Origin of the sequence: Burkholderia sp. Leaf177, from assembly GCF_001424345.1 — a bacterium.
Lineage (GTDB): Bacteria > Pseudomonadota > Gammaproteobacteria > Burkholderiales > Burkholderiaceae > Caballeronia.
On the sequence record NZ_LMPF01000023.1, the window covers coordinates 445,632 to 458,417 of the forward strand.

At 59.4% G+C, this 12,786-nt stretch carries 13 protein-coding genes and 1 pseudogene; 7 read left to right on the forward strand and 7 right to left on the reverse strand.

What is annotated here, in order from left to right:
* Positions 1-654 carry a phosphorylase gene (locus ASG35_RS23035; protein ID WP_056363156.1) on the forward strand — a complete coding sequence of 218 codons (654 nt, stop codon included), beginning with the start codon at positions 1-3 and terminating at the stop codon, positions 652-654.
* 14 nt (positions 655-668) lie between these two features.
* Here ASG35_RS23035 and ASG35_RS23040 read toward each other — a convergent pair whose 3' ends face one another.
* Positions 669-1,589 carry a LysR family transcriptional regulator gene (locus ASG35_RS23040; RefSeq protein WP_056363159.1) on the reverse strand — a complete coding sequence of 307 codons (921 nt, stop codon included), beginning with the start codon at positions 1,587-1,589 and terminating at the stop codon, positions 669-671.
* A gap of 110 nt (positions 1,590-1,699) precedes the next feature.
* Here ASG35_RS23040 and ASG35_RS23045 point away from each other — a divergent pair, with 110 nt between their 5' ends.
* The gene (locus tag ASG35_RS23045; protein WP_056363162.1) at positions 1,700-2,404 is read left to right on the forward strand and encodes an SDR family NAD(P)-dependent oxidoreductase; all 705 of its coding nucleotides are present in this window, start codon (positions 1,700-1,702) and stop codon (positions 2,402-2,404) included.
* Positions 2,405-2,449: 45 nt separating this feature from the next.
* Here the strand turns inward: ASG35_RS23045 and ASG35_RS23050 are convergent, their stop codons facing one another.
* On the reverse strand, positions 2,450-3,754 hold the full coding sequence (locus tag ASG35_RS23050) for an MFS transporter (protein WP_056363165.1): 1,305 nt from the start codon (positions 3,752-3,754) through the stop codon (positions 2,450-2,452).
* A 76-nt stretch (positions 3,755-3,830) separates the two neighbouring features.
* Positions 3,831-5,210 carry an NAD(P)H-dependent oxidoreductase gene (locus ASG35_RS23055; RefSeq protein WP_056363167.1) on the reverse strand — a complete coding sequence of 460 codons (1,380 nt, stop codon included), beginning with the start codon at positions 5,208-5,210 and terminating at the stop codon, positions 3,831-3,833.
* A gap of 118 nt (positions 5,211-5,328) precedes the next feature.
* On the opposite strand from ASG35_RS23055, the gene ASG35_RS23060 reads away from it, so the two are divergent.
* On the forward strand, positions 5,329-6,231 hold the full coding sequence (locus tag ASG35_RS23060) for a LysR family transcriptional regulator (RefSeq protein WP_056363169.1): 903 nt from the start codon (positions 5,329-5,331) through the stop codon (positions 6,229-6,231).
* Here ASG35_RS23060 and ASG35_RS23065 read toward each other — a convergent pair whose 3' ends face one another.
* On the reverse strand, positions 6,232-6,576 hold the full coding sequence (locus tag ASG35_RS23065) for a hypothetical protein (protein ID WP_056363172.1): 345 nt from the start codon (positions 6,574-6,576) through the stop codon (positions 6,232-6,234).
* A 102-nt stretch (positions 6,577-6,678) separates the two neighbouring features.
* Positions 6,679-6,981 (reverse strand): hypothetical protein, encoded by a 303-nt coding sequence (locus ASG35_RS23070; RefSeq protein ID WP_056363175.1) that lies wholly within the window; start codon positions 6,979-6,981, stop codon positions 6,679-6,681.
* 429 nt (positions 6,982-7,410) lie between these two features.
* Here ASG35_RS23070 and ASG35_RS23075 point away from each other — a divergent pair, with 429 nt between their 5' ends.
* A complete protein-coding gene (locus ASG35_RS23075; RefSeq protein ID WP_056363177.1) occupies positions 7,411-7,689 on the forward strand; it encodes a hypothetical protein in 279 nt (92 codons plus the stop codon).
* An 84-nt stretch (positions 7,690-7,773) separates the two neighbouring features.
* Here the strand turns inward: ASG35_RS23075 and ASG35_RS23080 are convergent, their stop codons facing one another.
* The gene (locus tag ASG35_RS23080; protein ID WP_056363181.1) at positions 7,774-8,670 is read right to left on the reverse strand and encodes a LysR family transcriptional regulator; all 897 of its coding nucleotides are present in this window, start codon (positions 8,668-8,670) and stop codon (positions 7,774-7,776) included.
* Positions 8,671-8,765: 95 nt separating this feature from the next.
* Between ASG35_RS23080 and ASG35_RS23085 the strand changes: the two genes are divergently transcribed.
* The 3 genes and pseudogenes from ASG35_RS23085 (at position 8,766) to leuD (ending at position 11,684) form a co-directional block, all read left to right on the forward strand.
* A complete protein-coding gene (locus ASG35_RS23085) occupies positions 8,766-9,644 on the forward strand; it encodes an alpha/beta fold hydrolase (RefSeq protein ID WP_056363184.1) in 879 nt (292 codons plus the stop codon).
* A gap of 8 nt (positions 9,645-9,652) precedes the next feature.
* Positions 9,653-11,074, forward strand: a pseudogene (gene leuC / locus ASG35_RS23090) (3-isopropylmalate dehydratase large subunit).
* Positions 11,067-11,684: a 3-isopropylmalate dehydratase small subunit gene (leuD, locus tag ASG35_RS23095; RefSeq protein WP_056363187.1), complete on the forward strand. Its 618-nt coding sequence runs from the start codon at positions 11,067-11,069 to the stop codon at positions 11,682-11,684. Before leuC ends, leuD begins: the two are co-directional and overlap by 8 nt.
* 118 nt (positions 11,685-11,802) lie before the next feature.
* Here the strand turns inward: leuD and ASG35_RS23100 are convergent, their stop codons facing one another.
* Positions 11,803-12,750, reverse strand: coding sequence for an MlaA family lipoprotein (locus ASG35_RS23100; protein ID WP_442854857.1), 948 nt, complete (start codon positions 12,748-12,750; stop codon positions 11,803-11,805).
* Between the last annotated feature and the right edge of the window lie 36 nt (positions 12,751-12,786).

The window sequence follows — 12,786 nt, forward strand, 5'->3', positions numbered from 1 at the left end:
ATGGCGTTCGAAGCGCGCATCGCGCGCGGGCCAGGCGTCGAGGCGGTATTTGCGGCGCGGGCGGATTTGCTCGAGCGTGCGTTGAGCGAAGCCTTGGCGCGGGGATGTTCCGGCATTATCAGCTTTGGGACGGCCGGCGGACTTGCGCCGAACCTGGAGCCGGGGACGGTGATTATCGCGAGTGCGGTGACGGGGCCGCTTGGGGTTATCGATACGGACCCCGAATGGTCTGCGCGGATGTTTGCGGCTTTCAAGGGGACGCCGGTCGAGGCGAAAGCGGTGCGCGGGAAAATGGCCGGAGTGGCCGCGCCGCTCGCGGGGGAGCAAGAGAAGAGTTCGCTTTACAGATCGACGGGCGCGTTGGCGGTCGATATGGAATCGCATATCGCCGGGGCGATTGCTAAGGCGAGAGGGCTGCCGTTTGCGGTTTGCAGGGCAATTGTGGATCCGGCGTGGAGGAGTTTGCCGAAGGCGGCGACGGTGGGATTGCGCGATGACGGAACCACGACGGTTCTGCCGATTCTACGGGAGCTTTTACGGGAGCCGAAGCAGCTCGGAGCGCTGTTGAGGATTGCGGGCGATGCGAGGGTGGCGAAGGGCGCGTTGGTGCAGGCGCGGCATGCGATGGGAATGGCGAAAGTATTTGGAACGTAGCATTGCGGTGCGGCCTAAAACTCTTCATCCGTCGTTCTCCCACGACACACACTCAGCACCACCTTCCGCAACCACCGATGAACCGCATCGACTTCCAGGCGCGGATGCCACATCTGCGATACCGTGATCCGCTCGGTTTTCACGGGAAGCTCGAACGCATGAATGTTAGCGGCTGCGGCCTCACCAACAACCATAGACTCCGGCACGAGCGCTATCAAATCAGATGCCCGCGCCACCGCCAGCGCGGCGGGAAAACTCGGAACGACCGCAACAACCTTCCGCTTCAGCCCTAAAGCGGCCAGCGCGTCATCGACGGGTCCATTCGAGCGACCGTGGCGCGAAGCCACAACGTGATTAAACGCGGTGTACCGTTTCGCCGATACCCCGCGCTTCATCTCTAGCGGATGCCCTTTCCTGACAGCACCCACAAAGCGATCCCGGAACAACGCCTGCACGCGGACTTCCGGCCCCATCTCGCCTAAAACGCCGATCTCCAGATCCGCAGATCCGTCCCGCAGATACGTCGCCGTCTTCTCGAGCTTGGGCGCAAAACGCAAACACACATGCGGCGCGGCCGCCGTAACCGCCGCGATCAGCGAAGCGCCGAAAGCCTCGACAAAACCATCGTTGGCGCGAATGGTGAAGGTGCGTTGCAAAGTGGAAAAATCCGGTTCCATCGTCGATGGACGAAGTACCTCGCGTGCTTCGTGAACCGCGTTTTGTGTACGTTGACGCAGCGCATCCGCGTGAGGCGTCAAGACCATCCGGCGCCCCGCGCGAACCAGCAACGGGTCGCCGGTCGTCTCGCGAAGCCGCGTCAAGGTCCGGCTCATTGCCGATGCACTCAATCCCAGCCGACGCGCAGCGCCGGCCACGCTGCCATCGGCGAGCAATACGTCGAGCGCAATAAGAAGATTGAAGTCAGGTTCGGACATGCGCCGATCGTAACATGGCGTTTCGTGCAGCTTATAAATGCAAACGCTGCGCCTTCCGCCATGTCTCGCGCGTCGATATATTGGTTGTATCGAAACGAAGGGAGCTAAACATGCAGAACATATCTACACAGAAAACCGTCCTGATCATCGGCGCATCGCGCGGTCTCGGATTTGCGATGGTCGAGGAATATCTCAAGCGCGGCTGGCGGGTGATCGCGACCGGCAGGGATGGATCGATAGAAAAGCTACGCCAACTTTCGGACAGCACTGAAGGCGCGCTGGAAGTTGAAACCGTCGACATCACGATTCCGGATCAGGTCGCCGCGTTGCACGACCGTCTCAAAGACCGTCGGCTAGACGTTCTATTCGTGAACGCGGGCGTCAAGAACGATGATCGCGAAACGATCGCCGATGTCTCGACCGACGAATTCGTGCGCGTGATGGTGACGAACACATTGAGTCCGATGAGGGTCATCGAAGCGTTTCAGGACCTCGTGCAACCGGCCGGAACGATCGGCGTGATGTCGTCGGGGCAGGGCAGCCTGACGAATAATACGAATGGCAATTACGAGGTTTATCGAGGAAGCAAGGCAGCGCTCAACATGTTCATGCGCAGCTTTGCGGCGCGTCACAAAGACGATGCAAAAACCTTGCTGTTGATGGCGCCGGGATGGGTCAAGACGGACATGGGCGGATCGGGCGCGCGTCTGACTATTGAGGAAAGCATCCCGAATCTGCTGAACACCATGGATGCTTACGAAGGGCGCTCGGGCTTGCATTACCTCGACTACCTGGGGCGGGTCGTTCCCTGGTAAGCAGCGATCAAGGCCGGCGCAAACGAGCCGGCCCTGATCAACAACTTATCGATCCGCTAATTTCCCCGATATCGTCCTGACCAGCAACGCGCCGAGCACGAGACACACGGCCACGAAATAAAGTCCCATCCGGTTATCGTGCGTGGTGACATTGAGCCAGCCCACCACATAAGGCGATACAAACCCCGCCAGATTCCCCACGCAGTTGATCCCGGCAATCCCGACCGCCACCGACGTCCCCGCAAGAAACGACGACGGAATGCTCCAGAACAGCGACAACGCCGACAAGATCCCGGCCGCCGCCACGCTCAGCCAGATCACCGCAAGCGCGGGGTGATGCCCCACATATCCGCTCGCCGCAAATCCCAGCGCGCCGATCACGGCCAGCACCGAAAAGTGCATCCGCCGCGAACGGAAACGGTCCGAACTCATTCCGGTCAACACGATCGCGGGGATTGCGACGAGATAAGGAATCGCCGATAACCATCCGATCAGCGATACATCCGTGAGCCCCGAATCCTTGATGATCGATGGCAGCCAGAAACTGATTCCATACAGCCCGATGATCTGGCAGAAATACACCGCGCAAAGCTTCCAGATATGTTTGTCGGAGAGGATTGCGCGCAGGTTGTGATGCGTCGTTTTCTCGGCATCTTCGCGATCGATCTCGCTGGTGACGAGGCTCTTTTCGGTATCGGTGAGCCACTTCGCCTGAGTGGGTTTATCGACCATCAAGGCAAGCACGGCGATGCCGCATACAAGCGCCGGCAACGCTTCGATAAGAAACAGCCACTGCCATCCCGCCATGACCGTGGAATGCGCGAAGCGGGTCAAAACCCAGCCCGACAACGGACCTCCAACCACGCCCGACAGCGGGATCGCGATGTAATACACGCCGAGCGCAAAGCCGCGTTTTCGCGCGGGAAACCAGTACGTGAGGTAGAGCATGATGCCGGGCGAAAATCCGGCTTCCGCCACGCCCAGGAAAAAGCGCGCGGTGTAGAACTGCATCGGCGTCTTGACCAGCAATGTGGCGGCGGAAATGATCGCCCACGTGATCATGATCCGCGCAATCCACAGCCGCGCGCCGACCCTGTGCAGAATCAGGTTACTGGGAACTTCGAAGATGAAATAACCGATAAAGAAAATGCCCGCGCCAAGGCCGTACACGGCGTCGCTCATGTGCAGGTCGCCGAGCATTTGCAGCTTCGCAAAGCCAACGTTCACACGATCGAGATAGCCGCACAAATAGCACAGCACAATGAACGGCATGATGCGCCAGCTGATCTTGCGGTAGACGTCCGTGCGCGCCGATGGCGTGACCACGATGGTGTCGCTGATATGGCTCATGTCTCCTCCGTCGCCCTTTGGCGGGCGTTATAGAGAGCGATTTGCGCGGGACTTTGCCCGCGCGAATCACGGATGCCTACGATGCAAGCTTGGCTGCCGCAACCTCCACGCCGAGTTCCTTCCTGAACATCGCTTCCATTTCCAGGCGAACTTTCACGGCTTCCTTGGTGGCGTCGAAGGCGACATCGGTCCAGCGAACCGGCTGACCGGCGGCAACGGGCCGCTGCAGCACCATGTTGTGCGCGAGCCCGATGGGCAACGCGCCTTGCATCAGCGAGTCCGTTGCGGGCATCAGCTTGCCGTAGACGGTGTGCCCGCCTTCGCCGTCGAGCCGTTCGCCGGCCCGCAAGTCGCGCTTCGCGGTGGCGGCGACATCGCCGTGAAAGCCCGTCGTCGCGCCCGTTGCTTCGCCGCGCACGGCAATGCTAGCTATCGATATCCCCAGTTCCAGTCCGATCAGGTGATACGGCTTGTACATGGCCGCGAAGCGTCCGCTGCTGTCGGTCTTGAGGCCGTATTGCGCAAAGCAGTCGCGCACATAATCCGATGGCGCTTCGAAGACCGCATACACGCCCCATCGCAGGTCGCGGAAGACGGGGCGTCCATCACGTTCCAGTGACGACACCACTTCCACGCTGCCGCGATGCGGGAGAATGCCGCCATCGGACGCGGGTTTCAAGAGATTCGGAAGATCGTCCACGCCGCAAGCGGGAAACGCGAGGCCATCGGAAGGCGGGCGCAAGTCGCATGCATTCGATACCGCCGCCATCTCCAGCGCAGATTTCGTGCCGTCCAGAAACGAGTTGAACATCTGCGCGTTGAAGTCGCCGGACCCGACCTGTTCTTCGGTGAAGCCGTAGTAGCCCCACACGGTATCAGGCGTCGACTGGTGATACGCCGGCAGATACTTCGTGCCTTTGCCGGCGCAGATCACTTCGAAACCGATCGTACGCGCCCAATCCACGAGTTCCGCAATCAACGCGGGTTGATCGCCGGATGCCATCGAATAGATGATGCCGGCTTCGGCCGCGCGTCGTGCAAGAAGCGGCCCGGCGAGAACGTCGGCTTCGACGTTGACCATCACAATGTGTTTCTTGTATTTGCAGCACAGCAGCGCGTGGTGAATGCCGGCGGCGGGGCTGCCGGTTGCATCGATCACGATATCCACGTGATCGCTCGCGATCATGGCGTCGGCGTCATCGGTAATGAAAGTCGAGCCGCTGCGCAATGCTTCGGACCACGAAGCAGCGGAATAACGCGCTTCCTCCCAACCTACGCGATGCATCGCGTTGCGCGCCCGTTCAGGCGAAATATCCGCAATGCCAACCAGATGAATACCCGGCGTGCGCGGCGCTTGCGAAAGATACATCGAACCGAATTTCCCTGCGCCGATCAATCCGACGCGAACCGGGCGGTCTGCCTGAGCGCGTGCTTCTAGTTTCGCGATTAGCGACATGCTGTCTCCTTTGTTGTGATGTTCCAGAGGCGTTTGAAGCGTCCTTGAAACCAAAGATAGCAGCATGCTTTTTGCAATAGAATGGGCAATTCCACAACCGCGCTGTGCAAAAATCCCCATGCGCAAATTCGACTGGGACGCGCTCCAGGCCTTCCTTGCGATTGCGCGTGCAGGACGCCTGACTATCGCGGCGCAGCAAATGGGCGTCGATCATTCCACGTTGAGCAGACGGGTGGCATCGCTCGAGGCGAGCATTGGCGTGACCTTGTTCGAGCGCAGTTCGGTCGGGTTTCTACTGACGCCCGAAGGCGAACGCCTGATGACCGACGCCGAAGCCATGGAAAGCCTTGCGATGCGTATCAACGCGCGTCTCGACGACCCTTCAGGCGGTTTGACCGGCACCGTCCGCGTGGGAACGCCCGAGGGTTTCGGCACCTATTTTCTGGCGCCGAGGCTCGCCAAACTCACGGCCGCGCATCCCGATCTTGAGATCGAGCTGGTCGCGAATCCGCGCATGTTCAGCTTGTCGAAGCGCGAAGCGGACATTGCGGTGACCATGACGCGGCCAACGCGTGGCCGGGTTTATGCACATCGGCTTAATGATTACGCGCTCGGCGTTTTTGCATCGAGCGAATATCTGGAATCGCACGCGCCCATCAACACGTTTCAGGACATCTTCAGGCATCGATGGATTGGGTATATCGATGACCTGATGTGGAGCACGGAGCTCGATTATTTATCGCAGATATCAACGGCGCTGATGCCGTCGGTGCGGATATCAAATGTGATCAGTCAGGCCGCTGCCGTGAGCGGCGGCGCGGGGATTGGCGTGTTGCCGTGTTTTATCGCCCGCAACGAGCCGGCGCTCGTGCGCATATTGCCCGATGAAATCGCGCTCAGCCGTTCCTATTGGCTGGTGTCGCACGCCGATACGCGGGATATCGCGCGGGTCAAACTGCTGACCGATTTTATTCGTACGGAATGCAGCGGCTCGGAAGCGTTCTGGGGCCGGTGGCCGTGATCAATCGCCAAACGGATTTCCTTTCTTTGCGGCTGGCGCTTGCGTCTTCGTTGCCAGATGGTTTTGCAGCCAGAACATCGCCTTGTTCAGGCCGTGCGTGTGCCAGTCCTGACCTATCTCGCAGATGAATACGCGGTCGTCGGCCGCAGTGGCGCGTGCAAACGAGCTCGATAATTCCCGCGCGTCACGATCGGTGTTGAGCACGAGAAATGCGCCCATCTGATGAAGATGCAGGAATTCGTAATCGCCGCCCGACAACTGCACGGCGATGTCCTTGATCTGCGCGTGCTGCTGCGTCGGACTGCCGATAAAGATGCTGACCAGATAGGTCACTTTCTTGTTCATGTGTAGCCGCCGCGATGTGGTTGTGAGAATAGGGAAAGCGGATTGTCACACGCGGCGTGTCCGGGTCTTGCGCGCTACATGCAAAGACGGCCGATTATTCGGTCACCCGGCGCCCAGCGGCTTATGTTGTTCGTCTCCCGACCCTGGGAAAAACTTGTCCCAGACCGCTCTCACGCCCTCGGCGGCGACGACTTCAGCGCTGATATTTTCCGTTTCTTCAGCGGCGCTCGGATCCGCAACCAGCCCGCGCCAGTGCGTGAAAACCAGCAGCGGTTTTTCGGTCCACTCGTCCGCGCCGAACTTTGCGAACGCGGTTTCGCCGCTGGCGAGTTGAACCTCGTACCAGCCATCGCGAACGGGAGCAAAGTCACTCAACGGAAACCATTCGGTCGATTCGATTTTCACAAGTCCCCCAAAAGTCGTGTGTCGGATGAAGTGGCTACAACAGTTACGTGTTGTTCAGTTAACGTCGATGTCGAAGCAAGCATACGCCAAGATAAAAAAGGTCTGCACAAGATACAAGCCCCTGCAGAAGACTTTCCGTCGGCATCGCGAGGGAAATGTTCGTCGCCATGCAATAAATCGGTGTCTCGATCGTTATCGATAACAGCGGTTGCAAATTGATTAACCTAGCCGACCTTGAATGAAGTATTGACTGCGTTAAAACCGCGGTGAAAACAGCGAACCATATCGAAGCTATTAAAAAATTTCGAAATAGGGCAAATCCTGATGACTCGGTTATTTTGTTTATTGATAATGCCTAAACACAAATTTACGTATTCGTCCGGCCCAACATTCTGGACGGACGGAACCGCTTACTGAGAGGAGTTCGATATGCGCGACGGTGAAATCGCCTATAAGAACGTTGTTCTGATTCCCCTGGCGGCTTACGACGACGGCACGTACGCCGCCATGCTGATTGTCAGGGAGTTCGATGGTCTTCAGCGTGCGAGCGGCATTCTGGGCCACTTTGCGTGCGCTCTGGATGCCCGGAAGTTTGCGCTCGCTTATGGCATGACCGAGATCGACGCACGGCGCGACGCGCAGCCTGATCCGGCAAAAGTGCATGAATGGAACGCTCATTCGCAACCGGCTTTTGAGCGCGCTGCGTAATTCAATTTACTTTTAATATTCAGCAGAATAATTAAGGCGCTGTCACAGCGCCTTAATTATTTTCGATTAAAGGTATCGCGATTATCAAGCCGAAGGTTCTTGCAATTCCTTTCCGAGAAACTCCACAAACGTCCTCAGCTTCGCCGACAACTGATGCCGTTCCAGATAGATGGCGTGGATATCCGCATTCGGAAGCGCCCAGTCGTTCAGCAGCACAACGAGTTTTCCATCCTGCACTAAAGCCTCGGTTTCCCATTGCGAGCGCACGGCAATGCCGCGTCCGTCGAGTGCCCATTCGAGCACCGCGCTGCCATCGTTACTGCTCAATGGTCCATCGACTTTGACCGTCTCCGTCTTTTTCCCGCGCGTGAAGTGCCACGTACCGTAAGCCGACTCGTTTTCCCGAAGTACGAGACACGCATGCCGCGTCAAATCATGCGGCATCGCGGGCGCGCCGAATTGCTTCACATATTCCGGCGATGCACACACGACCCGCCGGTTCTTCAGGAGCAATCGCGCGTTGATCCGTGCGTCGGGGACATCGCCGAAACGGATGCCCAGATCAAACCCTTCTTCCTGCAAATTCACCGGTTTGTCCGATAAATGCAGCTGGATCTTGATGGCCGGATACCGCGCGATGAACTTCGATACCGCCGGCGCCACGCGTCTGCGTCCAAACCCGAACGACGCATTGACGCGCAGCAACCCGGTCGGTTCTCCGCGGCTTTTCGTGACGAGCTGCTCGAGTTCCGCGAGTTCATCGAGGATGCGCGAGCCGTTCGCCAGATACAGCTCGCCTTCGGGCGTGAGACTGACGCGCCGCGTCGTCCGGTTTAAAAGCCGCACGCCGAGGCGCCTTTCGAGCTGCGCAAGCCGTTTGCTGATCGATGGCGGCGTCACACCGAGATCGCGCGCCGCAGCAGCCAGATTCCGATGCCGCGCGACCAGCGTGAACAGGTTGAGATCGGAAAAACCGTCCATCGGATTCGTTCCAAAAAGTTAAGTCTGGATTGCCTGAATAGAAATTGTATCGGCAGACGCATGAATTAAACTTCATAAAACTGCTGGAGACAACGATGTTCGATCAATTCAAAGACGTATCGGCGACCGTCGATGGCGTCAAAATCAAGGCAATCACGGGCGGCGCCGGCCCGGCTTTATTGCTGCTGCACGGTCATCCGCAAACGCACGTTATCTGGCACAAGGTCGCGCCTGCGCTCGCCGCGCATTTCACGCTCGTGATCACGGATCTGCGTGGTTATGGCGACAGCGACAAACCCGAAGGTCTGCCCGATCACAGCAACTACTCGAAGCGCCGGCTCGCGCAGGATCAGGTCGACCTGATGCGTTCGCTCGGCCATGAGACCTTCGCGGTGCTGGGCCACGATCGCGGCGGCCGCGTTGCCGTGCGTTTGGCGCTGGATCATCCGGACGCGGTGACGAAACTCCTCACGCTCGACGTCGCGCCGACCCTCGCGATGTACGAAAAAACCGCGTTCGATTTTGCACGCGCCTACTGGCACTGGTTTTTCCTCGTGCGTCCCGCGCCGTTCCCCGAAACGCTGATCAACGCCGACGCCGATCTCTACCTGAAGCAGACCATCGGCGCCCGCAGCGCGGGGTTGAAACCGTTCGCGCCAGAGGCATACGCCGAATATCTACGCTGCCTCCAGCTTCCCGGCACCGCGCATGGCATCTGCGAGGACTATCGGGCGAGCGTGACGATCGATCTCAAGCACGATCGCGAGACGCTTGCGAAAGGGCAGAAGATCGCGTGCGAATTTTTGGCGCTTTGGGGCGCGTATGGCGTGATCGAAAAGTGCTTCGACCCGGTCGCCGAATGGAAATCCTTCTCCGACAAAGTCACCGGCCACGCGCTGCCATGCGGCCATTACATTCCTGAAGAAGCGCCCGAGTTGTTGATCGAATGCGCGTTGCCGTTTTTGAAAGCGTAGAGCCCGCCATGTCGATCCCCACAACCTTCTATAAAAAGCTCGTCGATTCGCACACGGTTTCGCATATCGATGACCAGAACGTCCTGCTTTACGTCGATCTGCATCTGATGAACGAGTACACGAGCCCGCAAGCGTTCAGCGGTCTCGCCGATAAAAACCGCCCCGTGCGCCGCCCGAAACAGCAACTCGCGGTCGTGAGCCACATCATTCCGACCCACGCCGAATCGCCGCGCGTGATCCGTGACGCGGCGTCCTTGCTGCAAGCCGATAACCTCGCGCGCAATTGCAATAAAGCCGGCATTCGCCTCTTCGCCGCGAACGATCCGCTGCAAGGAATCGAGCACATCGTCGCGCCGGAACTCGGCCTGATCCGCCCGGGCATGGCCGTGCTGTGCGGCGACAGCCACACCACGACCTATGGCGCGCTCGGCGCGCTGGGCTTTGGTATCGGCACGTCGGAGGTCGAGCACGTGCTCGCAACGCAGACGCTCGTGTATCGCGTGGCGCAAACCATGCGCATCACAATCGATGGTGCGTTGCCTTACGGCACGTCGTCGAAGGACGTGATCATCTGGGTCATCAGCCAGATCGGCGCGCAGGGCGCACGCGGTTTCGCGGTGGAATTTGCCGGATCGACCATTCGCGCGCTTTCCGCCGAAGCGCGCATGACCTTGTGCAACATGACGGTGGAAGCGGGCGCGCGGGCCGCGCTGATCGCGCCGGATCAGACCACGTTCGACTACGTCCGCGCGCATGCAAAGTCGCTCGATGAAACCGCGTGGCAAGCCGCGCTCGCCGACTGGACACAGCTGAAGTCCGACGACGACGCGACCTTCGACGCCGAACATCGCTTCAATGCAAGCGACATTGCGCCGTTCGTCACGTGGGGCACGAGCCCCGACCAGGCGATGCGCGTGGATGCGCTCGTCCCCGACGCCGCATCCCAATGCACGCCCGAAGCTGCGGCCGCGTTACGCCGCGCGCTGGAATACATCGGCCTCGAGTCCAATAAGCCAATAGCCGGGACGCCGATCGATCGCGTGTTTATCGGTTCGTGCACGAATGGACGGATCGAGGATTTGCGCATTGTCGCGGAAATTGTTCGCGGGCAAAAAGTCGCGCACGGCGTTCGCGCGATGGTCGTGCCGGGTTCGGGAACGGTGCGTCGTCAGGCCGAAGCAGAAGGCATTGCCGACACGCTGAAGAACGCCGGTTTCGAATAGCGCGAACCGGGTTGCTCGATGTGCCTCGCGATGAACGACGACTTCCTGCAAGCAGGCGAACGGTGTGCATCGACGACGAATCGCAATTTCGAGGGCCGGCAGGGACGCGGCGGCCTCACCCATTTGATGAGCCCCGCAATGGCCGCCGCCGCGGCGCTGACCGGAAAGATCACCGATGTCCGCACGCTGGAGAAGCGCCATGTCTAAGCTGAGCACCATTGAAGGCCGCGCGATTCCGTTGCCCATCGAAAATCTCGATACCGATCAGATCATGCCGAAGCAATTCCTTCGGATCATCGATAAAGCCGGCTTGAGCCATGGTCTTCTCTACGATCTTCGCTTCGATGAAAACAGCGACCCGATCGACGCCTGCGTGCTGAATCAGCCGCAATACAAAGCGGCGCGCATCCTGATTGGCGGATCGAATTTCGGTTGTGGATCGAGCCGCGAACACGCGGTCTGGGGCCTTCAGCAATATGGATTCGATGCGGTCATTGCGCCGAGTTTCGCTGAAATCTTCTATTCGAACGCGATGAACAATCGCCTGCTTCTCGTGCAACTCGACCGTGAAGCGGTGGATATGTTGCTGCATGAATCCTTGAACGATCCGGAATCCGAACTAAAGATCGATCTCGAAGCGCAAACCGTGACGTCGGCGACCATCGGCGAGGTCTTCGCATTTCCGTTAAGCGCGAGACACAAACGCATGGTGATCAAAGGCATGGACACGATCGATCTGACGTTCACGCAACTCGCCGATATCGAGGCATTCGAAAAACGCCACTTCGAGCGATATCCGTGGGCTGCCGTGATGTAGCCGCGCAGCGCGGGATGCCGCGGCTGGCTGCAGTGTCATCGCCGGCCTTGGTCGCCCGCGAAGAAAACGAATTCGCGATACAGCTTGATGGCTGTATCGCGAGCTCGGTGCAACACGATTACTTCGATGCAGGATCTTCGTATTGCGGCACGCTTTCGTCGCTGCTTTTCTGCGTATCGGTAGCGGGCGCGGCCGGTTTGGCCGATGGCGCTCCCGGGTCCGAATAGTCAGGCAAACCTTGCGACTTGCTGCTGCCTCCGGCGCCCGGCTGCGCCGGCGCGGTCGTCGCGCTCGCGCCTTCCGGCGGCACGGCGGTCGCGCCGCTTTCATCGCCGTAATCGGGCAACGTGGCGTTCGCCGCGCCCGTCAGCAAATACTGGCGCCGCTGCGTGTAGGCATCGCGAACGAAAGCGTATTTATCCAGCGCCGCTTGCGACAGAATGTCGGTCGCGCCCAGCAAATCGGCCCGTGCACTCATGAAACGCACGCCGAACAGCGCGGCGTTCGGACCTGCCGCCAGATACGTGCCGGGATTGAGCGGATAACCGGCAATCCAGCTCGTGGAATCACGCACCGAACTCGGTCCGAGCAGCGGCAAAACCAGATACGGCCCTGACGGCACGCCGTAATGCCCGAGTGTCAAACCGAAGTCCTGGTTGTGCTTCGGCAAACCGGCCGGCGTTGCCCAGTCGATCAAACCGCCAATACCAAAGGTGGAGTTGAACGCGAAGCGCATCAGATCCTCGGTCGCGTCCGTGATCCGCAGTTGCAGCAGGTTGTTCGCGAAGTTGCCAATGTCGCCGATATTCGAAAAGAAATTGCTGATCGCCGTGCGCAGCGGGCTTGGCGTGACCTTCACGTAACCCTGCGCGATGGGGCGGGCGACGTATTTATCGGCGGCGTCGTTGAACTTGAAAATCTCGCGGTTCATCGGCTCGAGCGGATCGCCCGGTTTTCGGTCGGGACCGGTCGCGCAGCCCGCCAGCAATAAAGCGGAGGCGATTGCGGCGCCACTGGACCAAGCGCGCAAGCTGCGGGCGGCGCGTGGCGTGATTGCCATCGTCATGAGTCGTTTCCTTGGATCTTGCTGGTGATCAAACGA

What these genes read in the sequence shown, in the direction of transcription:
- ASG35_RS23035 (WP_056363156.1), top strand. Translation starts at nt 1, where the DNA reads ATGGCGTTCGAAGCGCGCATCGCGCGCGGGCCAGGCGTCGAGGCGGTA.
- ASG35_RS23040 (WP_056363159.1), bottom strand. Translation starts at nt 1,589, where the DNA reads ATGTCCGAACCTGACTTCAATCTTCTTATTGCGCTCGACGTATTGCTC.
- ASG35_RS23045 (WP_056363162.1), top strand. Translation starts at nt 1,700, where the DNA reads ATGCAGAACATATCTACACAGAAAACCGTCCTGATCATCGGCGCATCG.
- ASG35_RS23050 (WP_056363165.1), bottom strand. Translation starts at nt 3,754, where the DNA reads ATGAGCCATATCAGCGACACCATCGTGGTCACGCCATCGGCGCGCACG.
- ASG35_RS23055 (WP_056363167.1), bottom strand. Translation starts at nt 5,210, where the DNA reads ATGTCGCTAATCGCGAAACTAGAAGCACGCGCTCAGGCAGACCGCCCG.
- ASG35_RS23060 (WP_056363169.1), top strand. Translation starts at nt 5,329, where the DNA reads ATGCGCAAATTCGACTGGGACGCGCTCCAGGCCTTCCTTGCGATTGCG.
- ASG35_RS23065 (WP_056363172.1), bottom strand. Translation starts at nt 6,576, where the DNA reads ATGAACAAGAAAGTGACCTATCTGGTCAGCATCTTTATCGGCAGTCCG.
- ASG35_RS23075 (WP_056363177.1), top strand. Translation starts at nt 7,411, where the DNA reads ATGCGCGACGGTGAAATCGCCTATAAGAACGTTGTTCTGATTCCCCTG.
- ASG35_RS23080 (WP_056363181.1), bottom strand. Translation starts at nt 8,670, where the DNA reads ATGGACGGTTTTTCCGATCTCAACCTGTTCACGCTGGTCGCGCGGCAT.
- ASG35_RS23085 (WP_056363184.1), top strand. Translation starts at nt 8,766, where the DNA reads ATGTTCGATCAATTCAAAGACGTATCGGCGACCGTCGATGGCGTCAAA.
- leuD (WP_056363187.1), top strand. Translation starts at nt 11,067, where the DNA reads ATGTCTAAGCTGAGCACCATTGAAGGCCGCGCGATTCCGTTGCCCATC.
- ASG35_RS23100 (WP_442854857.1), bottom strand. Translation starts at nt 12,750, where the DNA reads ATGACGATGGCAATCACGCCACGCGCCGCCCGCAGCTTGCGCGCTTGG.